The following is a 22,526-nucleotide window of genomic DNA, read 5'->3' as shown; positions in this document are numbered from 1 at the left end:
GTTTTCTTTTTTTAAGCTGATTATTTCTTTGATAAATCGCCTTTTGCAGGGGTTGGACTTACTTTCACGCCGTGGTTAAGGTTATCAATGCTGTTTAGGGCAATCCTGTCGCCGGCTTTAAGCCCTGATGAGATGATATAATCGTTACCCGAATGACCTGCTACTTCGATAGGTTTCATTTCTACCTGGTTGCTGTCGCCAAGAACGAATACAAAAAGTTTGTCCTGAATATCCTTAACACCTGCCATAGGTACCCTTAAGGTCGAACTGATATTCCGGCTCAGGATAATCCTTGCCGAGCCACCTGATCGCAACATCTTATCTGGATTTGGGAAAATTGCTTTTAAGGCCATGGTGCCGGTAGATTGGTCGATGTTTCCACTGGCCAGTTCGAGGGTTCCGGTGTGGTCGAATATTTTCCCATCAGCCATTACCATATCTACCTGGTTGCCTGCGATACCCGATTTTTTGTCTTTGGTGTAAGCGATAAAATCGGCCTCACTCATTGAGAAATAAACGAAAACCTGGTTAATGTCTGATAATGAGGTTAAGGGTGCAGTGTCTGAGGGCGTTACCAGGTTGCCTATGCGGTTGGGAATCCGGCCAATATAGCCACTAACTGGGGCTTTAATTACTGCAAAATTTGCATTAATCTTCGAAGCGCCTAATGCTGCCCTTGCCTGCAATACCTGTGCAGCGGCCGATTCGTATTGTGCCTGAGCCGTTTCCAACTGTAAAGGCGAAACCACTTTACCTTCAACCAGCGAGCGGATTTTTTCTACCTCTATCTTCGCTGTGGCCTGTGCTGCCTGTGCAGCTTTTAAACTGGCCTGACTGTTGTTTACCTGTTCCTGAAAAACATCGCCTTTTATTTTAAAGAGTGCTTGTCCCTTGGTTACGTAGTCGCCTTCTTTCACGTATATCTGCTCTAGATAGCCTGATACCTGTGCTTTGATATCTACGTTCACAGCACCTTCAATGGTACCCGGATACTTTTTCTCGAGGCTTGCAGCGGATGGTTCAATGGTAAGGAAATCTACCTTGATGGCCTGTTGCTGCGGGGCTTCTTCTTGCTTGCTCCCGCATGATGCGGCCATTACCGATATCGCAATAAGCAGGACAAACCTGACCATATTTGCTACCTGAATCTTCTGTTTTATCATGTCGATTATATCTTTTTTTACGGTGCAAAAGAAGATATAATGGCAAAGGTTTTGAAGTGAAATCTAACTCAAGCGTCTTAAATCAGGTTTGAAACGAAAGCGTATCTTCCTGAAGCGTTTAGCTGATTATTCCATTTTTCTCATAAGCCAGCCTTTCCGATCACTAAAAAGAAATCCAGTCTTTTAGCGATGCCGCTTTTTCCCTGCTAACAATCACCTCAGCGTTATTTCCTTTAAGGATGACTTTGAGCTTTCCATTAAAATAGTTTAATATCTGTTTTACCGAATCGATATGGATAATAAATTGTCTGTTGGCACGAAAAAACAGTTTAGGATCCAGTTGCTGCTCCAGTTCTTCCATGGTATGCTGGAGGATGGCTTCAGAGCCATTAAGCAGATGCGCTGTGGCAATCCTATGTTCGAGGCATACGAAGCAGATTTCATTTACCGGTACTACTTTATAACCGTCTTTAAAGGGCAGCAGAAATTTATTTCTAAACTCTTTTGGCCTTAATAATTCCATTAAGTGGTCCATTGCGGCTTTATCATAAGGATTGCCCGACTGTGATCTCACCTTATTAAGGGCTTTTTCCAGTTCCTCTGTTTCGATGGGTTTTAGCAGGTAATCAATACCATTGTGCCTGAATGCCTGCAGGGCATATTCATCATAAGCGGTTGTGAAAATAACCGGACAGCTGATTGTTACTTTTAAGAAAATATCAAAACTTAACCCATCAGATAACCTGATGTCCATCATTACAAGATCAGGTGGGGGATTGGTATTAAACCATTCTACACTATCGGCAATACTATCCAATATAGCCAGAATATTGGCTTCCGGGGCCAAGGTTCCGATAAGGCGTACCAAACGATCTGCATTTGGTTTTTCGTCTTCAATTATAACGAGTTTATTGATCATTGGCTATGAGATGAATGGTTACCTTAAAACTTCCTTCGTCGGCCGCCACTGTTGGGGTTTGTTTTGCCAGTAAGCTAAAACGGCGGATGATATTGGCAAGTCCTATTCCGGTTGATCCGCCAATGGGATGTTCCAGTGGTATAAGTTTATTCTCAACTACGAGGTTATCTTTTAAAGTAGAATAGATATTGATTTCAAGTGGATTGTTTTTACCTGTTCTATTGTGTTTAATCGCGTTTTCGATCAATAGCTGAAGGGTTAAAGGCGGGATGAGCAGCTGGTTAGCTGCCTGATCAACTGCGATATTGAAGCTTACTCCGCTCCCGATTCGCTGCTCGGTAAGGAAGATATACGAGCGGAGAAACTTCAGCTCTTCCTCCAGCGGGATGAGGTCCTTTTTCGAGTTTAGCAGCAGGAAGCGGTATACTTTGGCAAAATTCTCTGAGTATTTATAACCCAGTGCCTGGTCTTCGAGGATCAGCTCGGAGAGCACACTCAGGTTATTGAAAATGAAATGCGGGTCGAGCTGAAGTTTAAGTGCATTAAGTTCGGCCTCAACCGAAGCCTGCCGCAGTTCGGATACCCGGAGTTTCTGCTCGGTAACTTCAAGTTCAGAATTCTTCCAGTTGTTTACCATATAACTCCCGGTGTTAACGCCCATAATGATGAAGGCGATAACAAGACTTACAACAATCCACTGGAGGAGGTTTCTAATGTCTTCTATCGATAGCTGTTCTGCTGCTTCTGTTTTGTTATAGATCAGGTACATGCAGATTACATTCAATAAAATTACGGCAAACACTACTGCGATGTTCAGTAGCGTTTCTATGAATAAGCGCTTGCCTGGATTTTTCGTCCATGGGATACGCTTATTCAGTCTGTTGTGGATTACAATGGTGGCTTCGGCAACCAGAAAGCAGAATAAAAAAGTAATGAGCCATTCTGCTGCAATATCAAGGTGGCTGCGCTGAAAATAGTTCTGCCAGAATTTAGCATAGGGATCGATAAGAAAGGATACCAGGTAGTAAAGCACAAATGCGCAGAAAAGAAAAAGAATTCTTCTGGTTTTGTTACTTAAAAATGTTTCTGTGGCTATTGGCATCTGTTACGGGTGGTTGTTATCCTGTTTATTGCTACAATAATAATGTATCTAAAAGATATTTGCAGCCAAATGCTAATCAAAGATTTAAGATAAAGCATTTCCCTCAAGCGGTTTAAAAGCGATTACATGCACCAATTCCCGGTCATCATGGTAAGCAAACTTTACTTTCAGGTTGTAATATATTTTCTCGTCGATGAACTTGACATCGAAATGGGCTTTGAGCTGTGGCCTATTGATAATCCCCATGGACAGCCCCAAATGCTGCTCAGCTGCCTGGTCAAAGCTATTGCTTATGGAAATGAGTTTCATTTTGCAGATTAGCTTACAGGCAAAATCTTCATCGGAAATACTCCTGAAACGCGGATCTGAATGGTAATATAGCAACCTTTCGCGCTTGTATGATGAAGCAGGCAGATAGATAGCCACCAGGTGGTCATAACCTAAAATCTCCTGTGTAAACGCTGAGGGGATGGTGAACTCCTTTTTAAGCTGTACTACAGGCATTGAAAAAATTGAGAACGGCAAAGTTGACTTACCATTGCTGGTTTTGGAAAAAAACTGGTTCAGCCAGCCCGGATTTATAGGGGCATTATCCTGTTTTAAATTATTGCTCATCGTTAGCTCCTGCTCAAGGTTAGTGATTTGGAATGTTCAATGATACGATCAAAATCAGGATGTTCTGACCAAAATAGAACCGAACTGTCAAAAACAGTACCTTAAGCAGATCGATAGGTGACTGAAGTGTGTGTGTCGCCTACGCATTTATCTGGCAACATTTAGGCAGGAATAGTTGTTGTAAGCCCGATTATAAATTTCGCTTGTTGCTTTCAATGGCAATGAATTCTGGCAAATAACTGGGGGTACAACCTTTTGATACCATTTCGCCTTTATAAAGGCCAGTCTGTTCTCCGAGGGCAATGCACCGGTTTCGGTATTGTTTGTCATGGATTCCGATCCAGCCAGCAGTGAAATTCATCGCCCATTGAACTTCAGGAGCCTCTTTGGTGATATTTGCTTCTATTTTAGCTAATAACTCGGGCGTATTTGCAGGAGATGTTTGCCCCATCCATCTTAAACGCGCCTGGTAATACCAGAATGTCCGTCTCTGAAGTGTAGAATGACTGTTCTCCCATGATTCAATAAGTGCAATGGTTTTCTTGTCTTTAACAAGTTGATTGGCCATAAGCCAATCCATTAGCTGATTGCGTTCATCCAATGGATGAGTCTGCATATCTCTGTCAAGCGCATGAACAAAATCTTGTGATATCTGCTTATTGTCCATAATCAGGATGGCCAATAGCCTGGGTAAAAAACTTTTGGCAGACCATAGTTCCATGGCCAGCTCATGGTCTTTTTTGATATCCTTAGCAATGTTCCTTAAGTCTCCCAGCTTGGTATTGGCGTTAATCTGATTCAAAACACTTTCTGCTTTTGAAGAGAATTTCATATTGATCCTTTTTATTATTTAAAATACCTAAAAATACAGCATTAATATGCGATCCGAAGCTTAAATTTTCTTTGGAGTACCAACGTATGTAAGAACAGCTTAATTAGCGCTATTGGTGGTAAAATTAATGGACTTTTTGGTAATATAGCTTTAGTTTTTGCCCAGACTGGTTGCTAAATTTATTGTTTGGCTTCAATGCAATTTCCTAAACCTAATAATAAAGATGCATTTAATACGATGTTTAGGTTTACCAAAGTGGATAAAATATTGAGGGTCGTATAATAGTAGATAATTTTCACCATGATGATGATCTTAAAATTAAAATTTCGAAAATGAAAAAATACTTCTTACTCCTTTCTGTTGTATGCTTAAGCTTTACGCTCTGTGCCAAAATTCGCCTGCCATATATACTGGGCAGCGGAATGGTACTCCAACAAAAAGCAAGTACAAAATTATGGGGTTGGGCTTCACCAAACGAGAAAATAAAGATTACTACCTCCTGGGATAATAAAAATATAGAAACTTTGGCTGATGGGAATGCCAGGTGGAAAATTGATCTACAGACCCCGCAGGCTGGTGGCCCATATACGATAACACTGCAAGGTGAAAATAAGATTGTACTGGAAAACATATGGATTGGAGAGGTGTGGGTGTGCAGCGGGCAATCTAATATGGAATGGGACTACAACCGGGGTATTAAAAGCATTAAAGAAGAATTCGATCAGTTAAAAAAGCTCAATATCAGGTTATTCAATGTGCCTAAAAATACTTCAACAATGCCGCAGGATGACTTGAATGGCAATTGGGCTGCTTGCGATAGCAACACATTAAAAATGTTCAGTGCTGTGGGCTATTATTTTGGTAAACAGCTCAACAAAGACCTGAATGTACCTATTGGGCTTATTGGCAGCAATTGGGGCGGTACACCGGCAGAAGTTTGGACACCTGCTACATTGATAGAAAATAATAAAATATTAAAAGAGGCGGCAACAAAAAATAGTCCAACCGATTGGTGGCCGGTAGCCCCCGGATATGCCTATAATGCGATGATTGCACCCATTGTTAATTATAATATTGCAGGTGTAATCTGGTATCAGGGCGAGAGCAACAGGGAGGCTCCGGCAAGCTATGCCAACCTGATGGAAACGATGATTGGTGCCTGGCGCAAAGCATGGAGCAAAGATTTCCCTTTTTATTATGTACAGATAGCGCCCTTTAGATATGATAAGTTTAATGTTGGGGCGTTGGTAAGAGAAGCTCAAACTAAAAATCTTTCTATCCCAAAAACAGGAATGGCCATAATTTCTGATCAGGTTAGCGATACCTTGAATATTCATCCCGTTAACAAAAAAGATGTGGGTACGCGCCTGGCCAATCTCGCCCTTGCCGAAACCTATGGTGTTAAAAAAATAGGCTATAAAAGCCCGCTTTTAAAATCTTTTACTATAGATAGGGGTGTTGTTGCAATTGATTTTGATAATGCTGCTGAAGGGCTGGTATTAAGGGGCGAGGTGCCAAAAGAAATGTTTATAGCAGGTGCAGATAAGGTTTTTTATCCGGCAAAGATTAAAATAAAGGGCAATAGGATTTTTGTTTCAGACGGAAAGGTAAAAACACCTGTGGCTGTGCGCTACCAGTTTAGCAATGCCGGTATAGGCAATCTTTTTAATAATGCAGGTTTACCTGTAGCCCCTTTTAGAACAGATGATTGGGAAGTTGATACCAGTAAAATAAAGTAATGAATTTTTCGAAGGATAATTAATTTAAAAAAATAAAGCCTGAAACCCTAAGATTTCAGGCTTTGTTTTTTTCTGTGGAGAGACAAAACAGTTTAGTCTGACAAACAATATTACCTTAGCTTATCATCAAAAGGTATTTCTACTCAGATTATATACTGCCTTTAGATGGCCAATGTAGCTTCAGGAAATATTTTTCCGAAACTTTTAAATTGAATCCGCAAAATCACTTTGTGGATAAGCAAATGGCAATTTTTGAGATATCCTCACTTAAACTTCGTTATATTTCCATACGCCGGAAATGGTAAGCAAAGTAAGTCCGGGTTGTTTTTCACCATAGCTGAAAACACAAACATATTTTGAATAACAAGACGGACAATCTGTTCCAAAGTACAATGTTGGTAAATCATTTACGGTCAATTCTCCAAAGTGTAGTAGATTTCCGGAGGTTTCGGAGACAATTTTATTTTTTAATAATTCATTTTTAGTTAAAACCTTTTCGTTATTGTACAATTGAAAAATCGGGAAGCCTGATTCATAAGGTGTTATTTTAACGATATTTTCATGTTCACAGTTGCAACATTTGAATTTTACTGCTGCTGAGTTACCGATCTCTGCATTAGTGAACGTGTTTTTGATAACAGCAACCTGTTTTTCAATGACTATTTTTTTTGAAATGGAATACATCTAAATGATTTTATTGTGCAATAACTACCCCCACGGCTCCCGGATATTTTCCACTTGGGTTTTTCTTAATTGTTACTTTAATATATCCTTCCTGGGCCAGTTTGTTCCAGGTTTTTTGGTAGCCAGTTGCCGGATCTATCGGGATTTTCCACATGGTCTGCTTACCATAACCCACCTGATTAAACCAGGGAATAATGTCTGCTGTTTGGCCTTTGAAAGTTAATGAATTATTTAAAACTTCGATTTCATAATAAAAATCATAAGCATTTTCCGGTTGATTCAGGGCTCTTTGACCAAAGGTATAAACATATCCGTTAAGAATTGGACTTGTAAAACTTCCTCCCAAAGTTGGCGCTCCTGTTCCGCTGTAGGTTCCAATTGAATTACTGTACCTATCGTATTTCTGTCCCATCGTGATTGGTGTATCATCTACTATATTAAAACCGCCGTTTGCAGGCGGCCATTTTCCGTTTAAATTGTTGGTTGTAAATAGCGTTTCCAGTTCGCCCCACTTTTGTTTCTTGTATAAATCGTAAATCTGATCCCTCATCGCCTGGCCTACAGTGTTTGACGGATCGTAAGTGGCAGCCAGTTCGTTTGCGTTTTTGTAGAATACGGCGGGTACCGTAATTGGCGGTTCTTCTAAAAGTCCATCCTTATCTGAGCGGCAAGCCACAGAGAACAATGCAATGTTTAAAAGTAGCAGGTACTTTAATAAATTTTTCATGGTTGTTAATTTAGTTTGGTGAAACGATGATTTTGAAAATAGATCGGTAATGAGAGTAAAATAAGACATTAAAATGCATGGCGAATCTAATATTTTTTGATGATAAAAAATACAATTGAATAAGAATATTCGCTACATGCTAGAGCTTAAGTGGTTTAGGATTTGATTGCAGGGCGGTTGTTAAAATCGTGCCTTTCCACTAAACAAATATGATTGCCAACTTCACTTCATTTTTAGCTGATTCAGGTAAGCGTTTGAGTTCGCGTGGCTTCTGTTTTTCAAGGGAATATGCCAGCAGAAATGCCTGGACAGCACTAATCCATTGCCTATAATCCATTTTTGGCGAAAATTCTCTCAGGCTATTATTATTTATTATCTTTAGCTAAGTAAGGATTTGACACATAAACCTATTTAAAACTTATGTTTTTAGGGCTGATCGACTTTTCCCTCATTTGCATTATAAGAAATTAAGCCCCATTGTCCTACAAACTATATGAGTAGAAATCGATCGTCAATTTATAAGGTATGGGACAAGCATCTCGCCCGGGTTAGTTCGAAAGCTGAAAACCTGCCACAATTGAAAATTAATGAACTTTTGGCTTCAATCCTGACCTCAGGTCCAAGCTATCATTATATTGTCGACTTCACTAGCAGGGAATTAATTTACAACAGTCGAAATATTAAAGAAATACTCGGAATCGAAAAAGAAAAAGTATGCTTTGAGGATGTCATCAATATCATACATCCTGAAGATATCGATTTCGTGGCAGCAGCAGAACAGGCTCTGTTGAAACAAGTTTATCAAAACACCAGCATGAACAGCAACATTCGGTACAAAAGTTCATATTGCTTTCGTGGTAAGGTTGCGGACGGGACATACAGACTTTTCCAGCACCAGGCCGTAATGCTGACAACTAACGAAGCTGGAGGAATGCAACTGGTACTCAACATCCACACCGATATCAGCCAACTCACACAGGAAAATAACTTCATAGTGAGTTTGATGGAAGTGCCCGGGAACAAGATTTATTGGCAAATGAAGATAGAAATTTCACCTTTACAACCTGGTGAAAAACCTTCCTTCACCGAAAGGGAGAAAGAAATTATTGTGCTGATCTCAAAAGGCTGGAAAAACCCGGAAATTGCAAATCACCTTTTTCTATCCCCACATACCGTCATGACACACCGTAGAAACATTCTCCAGAAGGCAGGTGTAGCCAACAGTATTGAGCTAATTACCTACTGCATAACCAACCGCATCCTATAACTCTGTACAATTGAACGAGGGGATTTTGGTGCTCGCAGTATGTATCAAACCAATCCCATTATCAAAAAAGATAGTTGCAGGCTAGTTGCTATTTTTAAATTGTTGTGTAGAAGGAGAGATAGTGCTTTAAATTATCCGATTTTCTTTAAACAATATAAAAACTAATTAAAAGTTATCAAACTGCGATGAAGGGGGAATGCACATCCGTAACTTGTGAGCCTGTGCGAAAGTGAAAAGTCTGGAAAACAAAAAAAAACTATCGTCGGGCTTCGTTTTTGTGTGCAGAGAGCGAAGCTCTCGGGTTTAAGGGTAAAAACCCGTTTTAAAGCCGTTTACAAGGCTATCGGCTAAATGTTATCACCGAATGCTAACCTTGATTAAATAAGGGTCGGTTACAAATTGACGGCTAATTAAGTGTAAGTAATTTCTCTGTGTAGTCAACCAAAAACAAGGGGATATTAACTAACCCATCATCTTTCTTCAGATTCTTTAGCGAATATCTTATCCGCACTGGCGGTTCATAAAGGCCATTATATATCGAAAGACTTTTACTACGTACATTCTCATCAGATTTCACCTCAACCGGGATAATTTCATTTTTCATCTGAATAATAAAGTCAACTTCAGCCTGGTTTCCAGAAGTCCAGTATCGAGGTTGCACTTCAAAATTTTTGATTAAGTGCTGTAAGATATAGTTTTCGGTCAGTGCGCCCTTAAATTCTGTAAATAAACGATTTCCTTCTCTAACAGCTATAGGGTCTAGTAGTGAAAGTCTACGTAACAAACCAACATCAATCAAGTAAAGTTTAAATGCCGAAAGATCATCATAGGCAGAAATAGGTAATCCTGGCTTGCTTATTTTAAAAACCCTATGCACCAGACCGGCATGCGAAAGCCAAAGTAAGGCATCTTCATATTCTCTTGAACGTGCACCTGTTCTTACACTCTGGTAAAGAAACTTTTTATTATCCCTTGCCAGTTGTGAAGGGATTGAAGCCCAAAGATGATTAATTTTAGGTACATCCTTACTTTCTGCATATTTCAAAAAATCAAGTGCGTATGCATTTACAATATTTTGCAGTACCTGCTGTGTTTTTTCTACATTATGTTGTTCCAATAGTGTAACTACCGCTTCGGGCATTCCCCCACAAATAAAAAATTTCTTTAATTTATCCACCAATGGGTTAAAAAAAATGTCAGGTATAGGCTCCAGTCTATCTATACTCTCTATGTAAGCAAAAAGCTGAGGATCATCAGCAGACAGAAATTCAGAAAAACTGATCGGGTTGACCTGTAAAAAATCAACTTTCCCTACCGGAAATGAATTGCCTTTTGACATCGCAACCCCAAGTAGTGAACCTGCACTAGCCACCACATATTCAGGCGCGTTCTCATAAAAATACTTTAAAGTATTCAGTGCTTCATTGCATTCCTGTATCTCGTCAAATATAATTAGTGTTTTTTGCGGTAGTATTGGCAAACCATGGACTAGGGATAGATTTTGTACAATGCGCTGTATGTCCTTGGTGTTTTTAAAAAAATGCTTTAGATCAGGCTGTTCCTCAAAATTAAAATACGCAACATTCTCAAATTCGGCGGCACCAAAATTTTTCAATAGCCATGTTTTACCAACTTGCCTTGTACCTTGAAGTACCAGTGGTTTACGGTTTGGATCCGTTTTCCAGGATGATAATTTTTTCTGTAGACTTCTTTTGATTTGCATAATTCACAACTTAAGTGCTTATTATGTGATTTTAATCACGTAATTGGCATTAAACTATGTAAAGTTATGCAAGCCTTCTTGACTCGGCAACAATTTTAATATTTTTGGCTATACTATAATTATTTCAATTGTACGATAAGTATGAGGGTGTACATATTGTTAATCATTGGTGCCATTTCTTTTTTAGGAAAACATTTATAGCATGAGGGGAGATTTAGAATACCTAAAGTTCATCAAAAATCTTTAAATTGCTCTGCGGAGAGCGAGGCGCCCGAAGCTGAGGCTAAAAACAGCCTCTATATGAGGTTAAATCCGTAATCGATAATTGACTCACCGAATTGCTCACCTTTATTTTTTTTAACAAAGAGGAAAAAAATTAGGTGACTTTTTGTACTCATGTTTCAATCCTTTAGCTGTTTCAGCATGGCCTTCAATATCGCAACGATCTGTTCGACATCCTTTCCACACTCAGCTACCATGTTTCTGATCAAGGCACTTTCTTCCGCAAGCACCAGGTGTTCTGAGAGGATCCGGATCAAACGTAAACTCAAAACCTTATTTTCTTTGATCATCTTTTTGATTTCCCTGGCGATTGCCATTGCAGAGATTTCTTCCAATGTAATATCTTGATTTTGGTCTCCGAAAAGATCCGCATGGTTTTCATAAATAAAATCGCTCTGAAGGTTAAAATAGTGATTCACTATATTAATGATGTCACGGGCATCCTTGAATCGCAACTCGGGCCTATCGTCATAGGCGATGAATTTGAGCAACACTATCGCCGGTAGAGTAGCTACCTTAAACTGGTGTCCAGTTTCCAATTTAACATTTTCGGTGCCCATGCTATATACCTCCAGGAAACCGTTAACCTTTATACTAGTCAGCCCCTGACCTTCAAACTTAACTTCTTCATCAATTTCTATGGCTCCGAAGGGTAACAAATCAACCTGCAAACCTTTGGGTGATATTACCACAAATGCATTGGTTCTACTCTCTTGATATCCTTTTTTGAAGAGCTCATCTCTAACCTTTTGATAATCTTCCTTAATGCTGATCATCACCGCAAAATCTACATCCTTTGTAGTCCGGAATTTTTCATCGCCTATAGCATACCAGATATTTCTCGCTATGGCCCCGATCATATAAAAATCTATTTCATGCGCTTTAAAAGTTTCCTCAAGGATGTCAAAAATTTCTTTTAACTCGCCATCTTTAATATTCTCCAAATTCATCTTTTAAATGTTTATCGTAAATCATTCTGGCCGTTTCTATGCATCTCGGATCTCCGGTAAGCAATAGATCAGCAAACACTAATAGCTCTGGTGCATAGGGATGAACATCTGCTGCCTCATCTTTCCAGAATTTATCATAAACCCGGATTTCTCCCGTTGTCGCTGGAATCAGTTTCCATTTCACCATTACCTGATTTCTCTTCTCTACCGTGTAAATTGTCATTATCTGAGGCCTAAGATAATCCGTCAGCCATTCACCTGCAGGCTCTCCACCCCACACCGTTTTTCCTGGCCGTATTAAATTGTTATGAAGACTTGTCAAAGGATGGTCTACCTGCAATTTGAAATTACCGATATGCAGGCTTGGCTTCAACGTCTCACCATACCCTGCAATCCATCTATCCAACAGTGTCCTTTTGTTCTGCAAGAGCTGTCTTTTCTGGTCAACATGCAACACATAACCTGCATCATCTAAGCCGCTGATTACATTTTTTATATTGCCCAAAGCGACCCCAGTTGCATTGGCTAACATCCGCTGGGGCATATTTATAGCCTCATTATGTAGCATCAGGTAGAAGACCAATTTAAGTCCCGTCTTTGTAAATGCCCGATTAGTTACCGGTTTTTCCCGTTGTTCGTGTTTAAAACTATCCAACCAGATTGTATTTCTTGGCGTCCGGATATATACGTTTCCGGCACCATCAAGGTAATTTATGCCTTCGTTGCGAAGCTTTTCCTTTATTGCAGGAAAGATCCTCTCCGCGATGACGATAATCGGCTTATGTAAGCAGTTATAATATACTAGTTTTGCTAACTGGTAATCCCGAAGTTCTTTTTTGAACTCAACCGTAAAATGCTCTTTTTCGTTATTGATAAAAAGATCTACTGTTCCATCAAGCTCTTCGCCTTTGTGCTTATACTCGCATTTATAACCGGTATTTTCTTCCAGCCTTGCCAGCGCTTCAGTAATTTGCTCTATATTGTTCATTGTTACAATTTGTTCACGTAACGTGAACATTCAAATTTAATGAACAAAAAGGGTAACTCCAAATGTTTATTAATAAGTGCGTTTCGCATTTATACGGATAATGAACATCCTTTTTGCCGAAATACCCAGTTTATGAGTGTTTAGGTGCGGACTTCTCATTTTTGAATTTTGCGCCCGAATTGCTCACCTAAGCCATGCTATTTTATGCATGTTTTGGCTATGCTAGAAAAGTAAAAAAGCCTGTTTATCATATGATAAACAGGCTTTTTTACTTTTTTGAACTTAATTCTGCGGAGAGCGAGGGATTCGAACCCCCGGACCTGTTACAGTCAACAGTTTTCAAGACTGCCGCATTCGACCACTCTGCCAGCTCTCCGCTGCAAAAGTACGAAGTTGAAGCAAATCTGCAAACCTTTTATAATTTATTATTGATATTAATTTTTTATGTTCTGCTAATCATTTAGTTAGCCGCGATATTTTTTTTAAAAAAATGAATTAGCAGCCTAAAATGAGCTGTTTTGAGCAAGTTTTAGCAGTGATTTTTATTTTAAACCGCCTTGCTTGGGTAGGTTTTCTCCCTGTCGACAGATAAAATTCCATTTCCTTCAATTAAAAAACAGACCAGTCCAAAGAGTACGGCTGATGAAAACCAAAATTCGGAGTAGGGTTTAAATATACCGGCCGAAATGTTGATGAAGAAAACCGCGCCGATCAGGATGGGTAAATTTAAGAGGCAGAACAGGCGGGTGTAGGTACCTAAAGCAATGGCCATGCCGCCGATGATGTGCATGAGGATAATTAAATGCGCCAGTAAGCTGATGCTGATGGCGGTGCCTAAAAATGCGCCACGCATGAGGTTGCTAAAGGCCTGCATGTTGATGTAAAAATCTACACCTTTCCAAATTAAAACCAGTCCGAGTAAAATTCTGAAGTAGTCTAACCATTTTGGGTGGTGGTGGTCACCCCAGTTTTGGATTTTCTTAAGCATGTTCATAACTTCTATATTTTGGTTAGAACAATTTACGTAAAAACTAGCACAAAACAAATTGATAATGACTGTATTAAGATTTCTTTTTCTCCGCCAGTTTACTGTTCAGATAGTCGGTTGGCGACATGCCAAACTGTTTTGAAAAATTACGTCCAAAGTGCGATTGCGAACTATATCCCACCATTTCAGAAATCTCATATATTTTTAAATTTCCCTCATTTAAAAACTCTGCAGCCCTTTTTAATCTGGCCAGGTTAATCAGTTCATTAGGGCTCAGGTTCGAAATCGATTTAATTTTACGGTACAAGGTTGGCCGGCTCATGTTCATTTTCTCGGCCAGGTGCTCTACATCCAAATCCTGATTGTGGATGTTTTTATTGATGGTATCCTGTAGCTTCTCTAAAAACAGTTCGTCGGCCTTAGAATAAGCGATGCTTTTAATATGCAGCAGAGGTGAGCTCGAGAAATATTCTTTGATTTTGTTCCTGTTTTTAATCAGGCTCGAAATCTGTACCTGTAAAAATTCGGGCGAGAAGGGTTTCTCTACGTAAGCATCGGCACCAAGTTCTAAGCCTTCAATTTTAGATTGCAGCGTGTTTTTAGCCGTGAGCAAAATCACCGGGATATGGCTGAATTCGAGTGTAGATTTAATTTTGGCACAAAGTTCGAAACCATCCATTTCGGGCATCATCACATCGCTGATAATGAGCTGTACAATTTCGCGGTGTAAAATTTCTAACGCTTCCAGGCCGTTGCGGGCCTGTAGTACCTGGTATTTTTCTTCCAGGTCGTCAGAAATGAAATCGAGGATATCTTCATTGTCATCGACCAGCAAAACCACCGATTTTTCTATTTCCTTTAGAGCTGGCGCCGTTACAGTTTCTTCCATTTTCCGTTCAGGTTAAATTCAATGAGTTGATGGATGGGGAGCGCCAATACAAATATATTAAATTCGTTATGATTAAAATCAAAATACAGTTCGCCGCTATGCAGCTGGGCCAGGGATTTGGAGATGGAAAGGCCAATACCCGTACCCGCTTTTATTTCGGTTTCTTTGGCTCTGAAAAAGGGCTCAAATATTTTATCCTTAAGTTCTACCGGAACACGGCTGCCATCATTTTTTACCAATACCTTAAACTTATCTTCGTCCTCAGGCTGTTCCAAAACCAGTTCTACCGTAGTTTTTCCATATTTAATCGCATTATCGAGCAGGTTGCTGATGATTTTATAAAAAGCCTCCACATCGATATAGGCATGAAGCGGTTTATCGGGTAGGTTAATGCGGTAACTGATATTTTCTTGCTCTGCTGCAGGCTGAAACTGCAGGAAAACATCTTTCAGAATCTCCTGGATATTGGCCTTTACAAAATTGAGCGAGAAATCGCTGGTTTCGGTTTTCCTGAAATCGAGCAGCTGGTTGGTTAATTTAAGCAGCCTGTCGGTATTTCGCCCCATTATTTTAAGGTTCTTTTCGATGGTGGGCACCACATGCGCCTGTTTAATCAGTTTCTCCATCGGGCCGATAATCAGCGTAAGTGGTGTACGGATTTCGTGGGCTACATTGGTGAAAAATTCTATCTTGGCTTGGTACACTTCCTTTTGTTTTTCGTGTTCAAAAACTTCCATGCGGCGACTGTTTTTGAGCGCAATTTTAAGGTGGTAACGGCGAACCAGATACAAGATGATGGCCGCTGTACTAATCAGGTAGATAAAATAAGCCAGCGGACTCAGGTAAAAAGGTGGTTTTATCCTGATCAGCAACTTTACATTTTTATTGCTCCATTTGTTGCTGCCCTCTACCATGGCTTTTACCTCGAAAGTATATTTACCTGGAGCCAGTTTGGTAAAGTAAACCTTCCTGTTTGTTTTTAAATATTCCCAGTCTTTATAAAGCCCTGTCATTTTATAGGCATATTCGGTCATGGCCGGAGAGAGGTAGCTTAAAGCGGCAAAATCGATGCTGAACGAAGACTGGTCATAATTTAAATCGATGGTATCGGTATATACAATTGATTTGTTTAACACCGAATCGGCACCTTTTACGCCAATTTCGGTGCTGTTTACCTGAAAGCCGGTTAAAAAAACAGGTGTTTCATAAGAGTTGGTCCTAAAATTGGTCGGGTTGAAGCTAACCAGTCCTTTTACGCTTCCGAAATAAAGCCGACCATCGGTATCCTGGTAAGCCGAATTGTAGTTAAACTGATCGGTAAGCAATCCGTTCGCCTTGGTGTAAGTTTTACTCAGGCCTGTAGCCGGGTCGAAATGGATAAGGCCCCGCGTACTGCTGATCCAGAATTGATGGCTGGTATCTTCAGCAATGCGGAAAAGATAATTGCTCGGGAAACCGTTTTTGCTGCCATAGCGTTTAAACTGCTGTGTTTTGGCATCAAACTTACAAATCCCGCCACCATCGGTAGTTATCCAGATGTTTTTATGGCTATCTTCAAAAACGCTGTTTACGGTATTGTGGCTTAAGCTGCCAGGATCGCTGGGTTTGTTACGGTAATTTTTGAATCCCGGTTTCGATAAGTTAAAACAATACACACCATCGTTAAAACTGCCGGCCCAGATATTGCCTGCATGATCTTCGATAACCGAATCGTAAAAAATAAAAGGTAAATCGGGTATGGGTTCAAAATCGTCTTTCTTGCGGTTGTAGCGGTAAATGCCGTTAATGGTGGCGACAATAATTTCGCCGGCACGCGTTCTGCAAAAAGTAACAATAAAATTGGTACGCAGGGCATTTCCCACACCTGCCTGGTAATGTTTAATAACCTTTTCACTTTTCAGGTCAAAGAGATCCAACCCATGCTCAAAAGTACCAACCCAAAGTTTATCGCCATCTACCAGCAAGCCATGGATATTGGAATAAGCGATGCTACCCTTTTTCCCATCGGGCAGGAAATGTTTAAAGGTGCCGGTTTGGCTATCGAGTTTGTTTAAGCCTGCATCTTCTGTTCCGATCCAGAAATTGCCTGCCTTATCTTTTGTAATTTCCCTTACATCACTTCCGCTGATCGCATTGCGGCCTTCTTGAGGGAAATACTTGGTAAAGAATGAGGTATGACTTGAATAGTAGTTAACACCACCAAAATAGGAGCCCGTCCATACGCCTCCTTCCCGATCGGCACAAATGGTGTAAATGGCATTATCACTTAACGAATAATCGTTGTTATACTGTTTGGTAATGTGGTTGATCTGGCCGGTTTCATCGTTGTACACATAAATGCCCGATTCGGTACCGATCCAGAATTCGTGGCCGGCCACTTGTTTAATGTCGCGAACAAATATGGGCGTTTTATCGCTGTTTAGCCTCAGCAGATCTTTAGATTGCAGCGTAACCGGGTTAAACAGTTTAATGCCCTGGTTGGTGGTACCAATCAACAGCTCGCCTTTGGTGGTTTCGGCAATTTTGGCCACCCAGCCATATTCGGGCTTTTTATCTTTACCGTTAATGTTAAAGCTTTGAAAATTGTTGTGTTGCGGGTTGTACTTTTCAACCGTACCACGACCGGTGCTGATCCATATGCTCCCGTTTTTAAGTACCGCTACAGACGAGGCATCGAATGGGGCATTGGTGGTAAAAGCTGTGGTGGTTTTATTTTTTTTGTTGTAAAGATAGATTTTGAACGAGGAGAGCACCCATAAATTTCCTTTGTTATCGCTGCCAAGGTCGATAATACGCATGCCTTTTGTAGCCTTAATGGAGCTAAAGCTTTCATTTAACGGATTGTACTGATAAACGCCATCGTTGGTGCCTACCCACAGGGTTTTATCATCATGATGCAATGCATAAATGAGATCGTTACCCAAGCTGCCCGGTTGGTCGGCATCGTGCCGGTAGGTTTTAAAGCTATAGCCATCAAAACGGTTGAGGCCATCTTTGGTACCAAACCACATAAATCCGTTTGCATCTTGTACGCTGCAAAATGCAGTGTTGTTCGATAAGCCGTTTTCTACCTGGTATCGCCTGAAATAGTAGGGCTGGGCCAGCAGTATATTGGCTGTAAACAGAAACAGAAAAAGGATGAAAAGTTTTTTCAAGTGAATTTTGGTCAGCAGGATCAAATATATTAAAGAAATGCCTTGATTTCACAATTTGAGCAGATAAGTAGAAAGATTGAGACATATCGGTTTTGTGCAGTGGGGCAAATGCTATTATTTGCAGTCTGCTAACCAAATCATTCCAGAAGTGAAAAATATTAAAGCTTTAAGTTTATCCATCCTGCTCATTTTATCGCTTTCAGCAACCGCACAACAACTGCGCATTGCGCCCTCTCCGCTATACCGCGATCCGGTTTACGACGGGGCTGCCGATCCGGTTATGGTGTATAACCATGCTGAAAAAAGCTGGTGGATGCTTTACACCCAACGCAGGGCAAATGCCCAAACCAGCGACGTAGCCTTCTGTTACGGCACCAATATCGGCGTAGCCACAAGTGCCGATAACGGAAAAACTTTTGTATATAAAGGCGCACTCGACCTGGATTTCGAACCGGGTGTAAATACCTTTTGGGCCCCTGATGTGATTTATGAAAAAGGGGTGTACCACATGTACCTGGCTTATATTGAGGGGGTACGCAACCATTGGGGAGGTACGGCAAAAATAGCACACTACACCAGTAAAAACCTGTGGAAATGGAAATACAAAGGTTTTATCTCTCTTAATTCTGACCACGTTATCGATCCGACATTGTTAAAGATGCCCGATGGTAAGTGGCACATGTGGTACAAAGACAGTTCGAAAGGCAGCATTACCATGACTGCCGAAAGCAATGATTTGCAGCACTGGACCGCACAAAGCGAGCCGGCTATTGGCGGGGCACCACACGAAGGTGCAAAAGCTTTCTTTTTTAACAACTGGTACTGGATGATTACCGACGAGTGGCACGGACAGCGTATTTACCGCTCTAAAGATGGCAAAAGTTGGGAAAAACAAGGCTTAGTGCTCGATGTGCCCGGCCACAGGCTAGAAGATACACCTACAGGTGCGCATGCCGATGTACAGGTAATCGGTAATAAGGCTTATATCTTTTATTTTACCCATCCGGGAAGAAAAGTACATTTCGAGGGTACGCTTGATGCCGACGGTGCATTTTCGTACTCAAACAAACGCACATCTATACATGTAGCCGAACTTGAATTTAAAGATGGTACCCTGGTTTGCGACCGCGATAAACCATTTGACTTTTATCTGCCAGCTTACTAAATCGATAAAACGAGACAAATTGCAGAAAGATTGATACAAAGTGCCAGCCCACCCAGTGTGTAAAAAGCCAATCTTTGAATAGATAAATGGTGTACACGCCTTTATCACAAACTAACCAAATTACTAAACCTCTTATGAAAAGAAGTCTACACTCTTCTGGCAGCATAGTCTGCCGCGATTGGTACTTGCTTCAAAAGTTATTTTTGAAACGCAAAGTACAAGCAGTTATTTTCGCCTCATTTGCCCTGATTTTACTTTCATTGCAGCTCCGGGCGCAGGAGAAAGCTACCGTTACCGGTACCGTAACCGACGAAAAGGGCGAAACCGTTATTGGTGCAAGTATAAAAATTAAGGGTACCAATACAGGCGCTACTACCGATGGCGATGGTAAGTATAAAATTCAGGTGGCTGATAAAAATGCAACACTGATTTTTATTTATGTGGGCTATATCAACCAGGAAGTTGCCCTAGCCGGCCGTTCGCAGGTTAATGTTAAACTTAAGCCTTCCAATAATGATCTTTCGGAAGTGATTGTGGTAGGTTACAACACGCAGAAGAAAGAAGCCATTACCGGTGCCATTTCTTCCATCAGCAGCAAAGATCTGGAAAAAGTACATGGCGGTTCTACCGTAAGTACCGGGCTTGCAGGTAAATTACCCGGAGTATCGTTCCGTATGCCCGATGGAAGACCAGGGGCATCGGCCAATATCCAGATCCGTAACATGGGTAACCCATTGTATGTAATTGACGGGATCCAGCAGGATGCAGGCCAGTTCAATAACATTTCGCCAAACGATATCGAATCGATCAGTGTGTTAAAAGATGCATCGGCCGCTATTTATGGTAGCCGTGCAGCCAACGGGGTAGTTTTAGTAACCACCAAAAGAGGTAAAAACGATACCCGCAATACTTTTAGTGTTGATGCCTACACTGGCTGGCAAAACTGGGTGCGTTTTCCTGAAACCACCGATGCTTATCAGTGGATGCTGGGTAAGGCAACTGCTGAAATGAACCAGAATGGTACAACAAATATTACACAGGCAGAGCTCGATAAATGGAAAGCCGGAACCGAATATGGTTACCAGAGTCAGAATTGGAAAGATATTATTATCGCACCAAACGCACCACAAACTTCAGTTAACTTAAGTGCATCGGGCGGAAGTGATAAGGTAAACTATTACTTCTCGGCTACCCGCTTAGATCAGAAAGGGGTGTACGGAACTTCAAGAGAATTCGAATTTAACCGTACCAATATCCAAAGTAATATTGAAGCTAAAATTACCAACCGCTTTAAGGTAGGTATGTTAATTAACGGTCGTATCGAAAGCCGCGACCAGCCCGGAGTACCAGGTGGCGATGATTACTGGGCAGCACGTTTTGCCTTATTGCGTAACCGCCCAACTGAGCAGGCTTATGCCAATGGTAACCCGAACTACCCGAATGATATTGGCCACAACACCGAACAGTTTGCCGTACAGAGCAAAGCTTTAACCGGCTACTGGAAATCGGATTGGCGTGTATTGCAAACCAATTTATCGGCAAGTTACGATACGCCAATAAAAGGACTGGAAATAAAAGGTCTTTACTCTTACTATATTGCCGACAATATTATCAACGGACATGAGTACACCTATAATGTGTACACTTACCACCCTGAAACTGCTGTTTATGAAGAAAAAGTAGGTAGTTCAAACCCTTACCGTGAGCGTAGGAATGAGAAAATTTACACCAATACCTACCAGATTCAGGCGAATTATAACAGTACTTTTGGCAAGCATACCGTAGGAGGCGTGTTGGTAGCTGAACGTTTAGACCGTTTCAGAACCTACACCTTCCAGCATGCGGTACCGCAAACCAATATTTTACCGGTATTGCAGTTTGCCGATATGGACGGACAGGATTTTGCCGACATACAGGAAGAACAGGCCCGTATTGGTTACGTAGCCAGGTTAAACTACAATTACGACAATAAATATTACCTCGAGCTTTCGGGCCGTAGAGATGCCTCATGGAAATTTGCACCTGACAGACGGGTAGGTTATTTCCCTTCCGCATCTATTGGATGGAGAATTACACAAGAGCAGTTTATGAAATCGCTTTTGGGTGAAAGCAATATCCTTACAGATTTGAAACTCCGCGCTTCTTATGGTGTGCTGGGAGATGATGACCTGGGTATCGATCCTTTCGCTTACATTCCGGGTTACAACTACAATCAGGGTACTGCCATTCTGGATGGAAAAACCATTACCACATCGAGAGATAAAGGCCCGATTATCAATAATCTAACCTGGTTTAAGAGTAAAATTACCGATATCGGTTTAGACTTTAACATGTTCGGTGGAAAACTATCGGGAACAGCCGATTACTTTTACAGAAAGCGTACCGGCTTAATGGCCGTTAAAAATGATGTGGTGGTACCAATCGAGCTGGGCTATCCACTGGCCAGAGAAAACCTGGAAAGTGATGCACAGTACGGAGGTGAGTTTTCATTAAATTACCGCGATAAAATTGGCGAGTTTAATTACAATGTGGGCGGTAACTTCTCTATCAGCAGAAGAAAGTTCCTGGAACAATATAAACCACGTTACGGAAACTCGTGGGATAATTATAGAAATAACGGAACCGATCGCTATACCAATATATTCTGGGGCTACGAAGTAACCGGACAGTTCCAGAGCTTTGATGAGATCAATAATTACAAAGTGAATATTGATGGAAAAGGAAACCGTTCTTTATTACCGGGCGATTTAATTTACAAAGATCAGAACGGTGATGGAATTATTGACGGTCTAGACGAAAGACCTATTGGTTACACCACTACCGGGCAACCAAACATTGGCTTCGGTTTTACTTTAGGCGGTTCTTACAAAAACTTCGATTTTACAGCAGATTTCTCAGGAGGTGCCATGTACTCGTGGAACCAGAACTGGGAGCAACGCTGGGCTTTCCAGAACGGTGGAGCCTTGTTGCAGAACTTTGCTGATGACAGCTGGCACCGTACCGATCCTTTTAACCTGAATAGCCCATGGGTGGCAGGTAAATATCCGGCGCTTCGCTTCAACGATCGCGACCACAGTAATAATAACCGCAATTCTACTTTCTGGTTGCACAATGTACGCTATTTAAGGGCACGTACACTCGAGCTGGGTTATACGCTGCCAAAAAGATGGGCCGAAAAAATCAAGATCCAGAATGCACGGGTATATGTAAACGGATATAACCTTTTCTCTATCGACAACCTGAAAGATTATGGCGTAGACCCCGAAATTGCTGATGATAATGGATTGCAATATCCACAAAACAAGTTTTTTAACATCGGTATTAAATTAACGTTGTAA

At 41.0% G+C, this 22,526-nt stretch carries 17 protein-coding genes and 1 tRNA gene; 4 read left to right on the top strand and 14 right to left on the bottom strand.

Going from position 1 to position 22,526, the window contains the following annotated elements:
- Positions 1-20: 20 nt before the first annotated feature.
- From HWV58_RS02155 to HWV58_RS02135, 5 genes are all read right to left on the bottom strand, one after another.
- The gene (locus HWV58_RS02155) at positions 21-1,163 is read right to left on the bottom strand and encodes an efflux RND transporter periplasmic adaptor subunit (protein WP_175632482.1); all 1,143 of its coding nucleotides are present in this window, start codon (positions 1,161-1,163) and stop codon (positions 21-23) included.
- A gap of 163 nt (positions 1,164-1,326) precedes the next feature.
- Positions 1,327-2,082 (bottom strand): LytR/AlgR family response regulator transcription factor, encoded by a 756-nt coding sequence (locus HWV58_RS02150; protein ID WP_175632481.1) that lies wholly within the window; start codon positions 2,080-2,082, stop codon positions 1,327-1,329.
- A complete protein-coding gene (locus HWV58_RS02145; protein ID WP_175632480.1) occupies positions 2,072-3,184 on the bottom strand; it encodes a sensor histidine kinase in 1,113 nt (370 codons plus the stop codon). Before HWV58_RS02145 ends, HWV58_RS02150 begins: the two co-directional genes overlap by 11 nt.
- Positions 3,185-3,268: 84 nt before the next feature.
- On the bottom strand, positions 3,269-3,799 hold the full coding sequence (locus HWV58_RS02140; RefSeq protein ID WP_175632479.1) for a hypothetical protein: 531 nt from the start codon (positions 3,797-3,799) through the stop codon (positions 3,269-3,271).
- 190 nt (positions 3,800-3,989) lie between these two features.
- Positions 3,990-4,631, bottom strand: coding sequence for a DNA alkylation repair protein (locus HWV58_RS02135; RefSeq protein WP_175632478.1), 642 nt, complete (start codon positions 4,629-4,631; stop codon positions 3,990-3,992).
- 332 nt (positions 4,632-4,963) lie between these two features.
- On the opposite strand from HWV58_RS02135, the gene HWV58_RS02130 reads away from it, so the two are divergent.
- Positions 4,964-6,370: a sialate O-acetylesterase gene (locus HWV58_RS02130; RefSeq protein WP_175632477.1), complete on the top strand. Its 1,407-nt coding sequence runs from the start codon at positions 4,964-4,966 to the stop codon at positions 6,368-6,370.
- A gap of 267 nt (positions 6,371-6,637) precedes the next feature.
- Here HWV58_RS02130 and HWV58_RS02125 read toward each other — a convergent pair whose 3' ends face one another.
- Positions 6,638-7,054 carry a hypothetical protein gene (locus HWV58_RS02125; RefSeq protein WP_175632476.1) on the bottom strand — a complete coding sequence of 139 codons (417 nt, stop codon included), beginning with the start codon at positions 7,052-7,054 and terminating at the stop codon, positions 6,638-6,640.
- A gap of 10 nt (positions 7,055-7,064) precedes the next feature.
- Positions 7,065-7,781 carry a hypothetical protein gene (locus tag HWV58_RS02120; protein WP_175632475.1) on the bottom strand — a complete coding sequence of 239 codons (717 nt, stop codon included), beginning with the start codon at positions 7,779-7,781 and terminating at the stop codon, positions 7,065-7,067.
- Between the two features lie 493 nt (positions 7,782-8,274).
- Here HWV58_RS02120 and HWV58_RS02115 point away from each other — a divergent pair, with 493 nt between their 5' ends.
- Entirely contained in the window at positions 8,275-9,048 is a 774-nt protein-coding gene (locus HWV58_RS02115) for a LuxR C-terminal-related transcriptional regulator (RefSeq protein WP_175632474.1), read from the top strand.
- A gap of 406 nt (positions 9,049-9,454) precedes the next feature.
- Here HWV58_RS02115 and HWV58_RS02110 read toward each other — a convergent pair whose 3' ends face one another.
- From HWV58_RS02110 to HWV58_RS02080, 7 genes are all read right to left on the bottom strand, one after another.
- A complete protein-coding gene (locus tag HWV58_RS02110; protein WP_175632473.1) occupies positions 9,455-10,771 on the bottom strand; it encodes an ATP-binding protein in 1,317 nt (438 codons plus the stop codon).
- A gap of 401 nt (positions 10,772-11,172) precedes the next feature.
- Complete coding sequence (locus tag HWV58_RS02105; protein ID WP_175632472.1) at positions 11,173-12,003, bottom strand: nucleotidyl transferase AbiEii/AbiGii toxin family protein; 831 nt, start codon at positions 12,001-12,003, stop codon at positions 11,173-11,175.
- A complete protein-coding gene (locus HWV58_RS02100; protein ID WP_175632471.1) occupies positions 11,984-12,991 on the bottom strand; it encodes a type IV toxin-antitoxin system AbiEi family antitoxin in 1,008 nt (335 codons plus the stop codon). Before HWV58_RS02100 ends, HWV58_RS02105 begins: the two co-directional genes overlap by 20 nt.
- Before the next feature lie 291 nt (positions 12,992-13,282).
- Positions 13,283-13,367 (bottom strand) — tRNA-Ser (locus HWV58_RS02095).
- 171 nt (positions 13,368-13,538) lie between these two features.
- The gene (locus HWV58_RS02090) at positions 13,539-13,979 is read right to left on the bottom strand and encodes a DoxX family protein (RefSeq protein WP_235972625.1); all 441 of its coding nucleotides are present in this window, start codon (positions 13,977-13,979) and stop codon (positions 13,539-13,541) included.
- A gap of 73 nt (positions 13,980-14,052) precedes the next feature.
- Positions 14,053-14,868, bottom strand: coding sequence for a response regulator transcription factor (locus HWV58_RS02085; protein WP_175632469.1), 816 nt, complete (start codon positions 14,866-14,868; stop codon positions 14,053-14,055).
- On the bottom strand, positions 14,853-18,023 hold the full coding sequence (locus HWV58_RS02080) for a ligand-binding sensor domain-containing protein (protein WP_175632468.1): 3,171 nt from the start codon (positions 18,021-18,023) through the stop codon (positions 14,853-14,855). Before HWV58_RS02080 ends, HWV58_RS02085 begins: the two co-directional genes overlap by 16 nt.
- 148 nt (positions 18,024-18,171) lie before the next feature.
- Here HWV58_RS02080 and HWV58_RS02075 point away from each other — a divergent pair, with 148 nt between their 5' ends.
- The gene (locus HWV58_RS02075; RefSeq protein ID WP_235972624.1) at positions 18,172-19,188 is read left to right on the top strand and encodes an exo-alpha-sialidase; all 1,017 of its coding nucleotides are present in this window, start codon (positions 18,172-18,174) and stop codon (positions 19,186-19,188) included.
- Between the two features lie 134 nt (positions 19,189-19,322).
- A complete protein-coding gene (locus HWV58_RS02070) occupies positions 19,323-22,526 on the top strand; it encodes a SusC/RagA family TonB-linked outer membrane protein (RefSeq protein WP_175632467.1) in 3,204 nt (1,067 codons plus the stop codon).

The sequence above is a fragment of the Pedobacter ghigonis genome, from assembly GCF_903166585.1.
Taxonomy (GTDB): Bacteria; Bacteroidota; Bacteroidia; order Sphingobacteriales; family Sphingobacteriaceae; genus Pedobacter; species Pedobacter ghigonis.
The sequence above is the reverse complement of the archived record's forward strand: the minus strand, read 5'-3'. Positions and strand labels throughout refer to the sequence as shown.

Excerpts from the sequence above, each read along its gene's own strand:
- HWV58_RS02130 (WP_175632477.1), top strand. The coding sequence starts at position 4,964 with ATGAAAAAATACTTCTTACTCCTTTCTGTTGTATGCTTAAGCTTTACG.
- HWV58_RS02090 (WP_235972625.1), bottom strand. The coding sequence starts at position 13,979 with ATGCTTAAGAAAATCCAAAACTGGGGTGACCACCACCACCCAAAATGG.
- HWV58_RS02105 (WP_175632472.1), bottom strand. The coding sequence starts at position 12,003 with ATGAATTTGGAGAATATTAAAGATGGCGAGTTAAAAGAAATTTTTGAC.
- HWV58_RS02115 (WP_175632474.1), top strand. The coding sequence starts at position 8,275 with ATGAGTAGAAATCGATCGTCAATTTATAAGGTATGGGACAAGCATCTC.
- HWV58_RS02125 (WP_175632476.1), bottom strand. The coding sequence starts at position 7,054 with ATGTATTCCATTTCAAAAAAAATAGTCATTGAAAAACAGGTTGCTGTT.
- HWV58_RS02135 (WP_175632478.1), bottom strand. The coding sequence starts at position 4,631 with ATGAAATTCTCTTCAAAAGCAGAAAGTGTTTTGAATCAGATTAACGCC.
- HWV58_RS02150 (WP_175632481.1), bottom strand. The coding sequence starts at position 2,082 with ATGATCAATAAACTCGTTATAATTGAAGACGAAAAACCAAATGCAGAT.
- HWV58_RS02100 (WP_175632471.1), bottom strand. The coding sequence starts at position 12,991 with ATGAACAATATAGAGCAAATTACTGAAGCGCTGGCAAGGCTGGAAGAA.
- HWV58_RS02145 (WP_175632480.1), bottom strand. The coding sequence starts at position 3,184 with ATGCCAATAGCCACAGAAACATTTTTAAGTAACAAAACCAGAAGAATT.
- HWV58_RS02140 (WP_175632479.1), bottom strand. The coding sequence starts at position 3,799 with ATGAGCAATAATTTAAAACAGGATAATGCCCCTATAAATCCGGGCTGG.
- HWV58_RS02120 (WP_175632475.1), bottom strand. The coding sequence starts at position 7,781 with ATGAAAAATTTATTAAAGTACCTGCTACTTTTAAACATTGCATTGTTC.
- HWV58_RS02070 (WP_175632467.1), top strand. The coding sequence starts at position 19,323 with ATGAAAAGAAGTCTACACTCTTCTGGCAGCATAGTCTGCCGCGATTGG.
- HWV58_RS02155 (WP_175632482.1), bottom strand. The coding sequence starts at position 1,163 with ATGATAAAACAGAAGATTCAGGTAGCAAATATGGTCAGGTTTGTCCTG.
- HWV58_RS02085 (WP_175632469.1), bottom strand. The coding sequence starts at position 14,868 with ATGGAAGAAACTGTAACGGCGCCAGCTCTAAAGGAAATAGAAAAATCG.
- HWV58_RS02110 (WP_175632473.1), bottom strand. The coding sequence starts at position 10,771 with ATGCAAATCAAAAGAAGTCTACAGAAAAAATTATCATCCTGGAAAACG.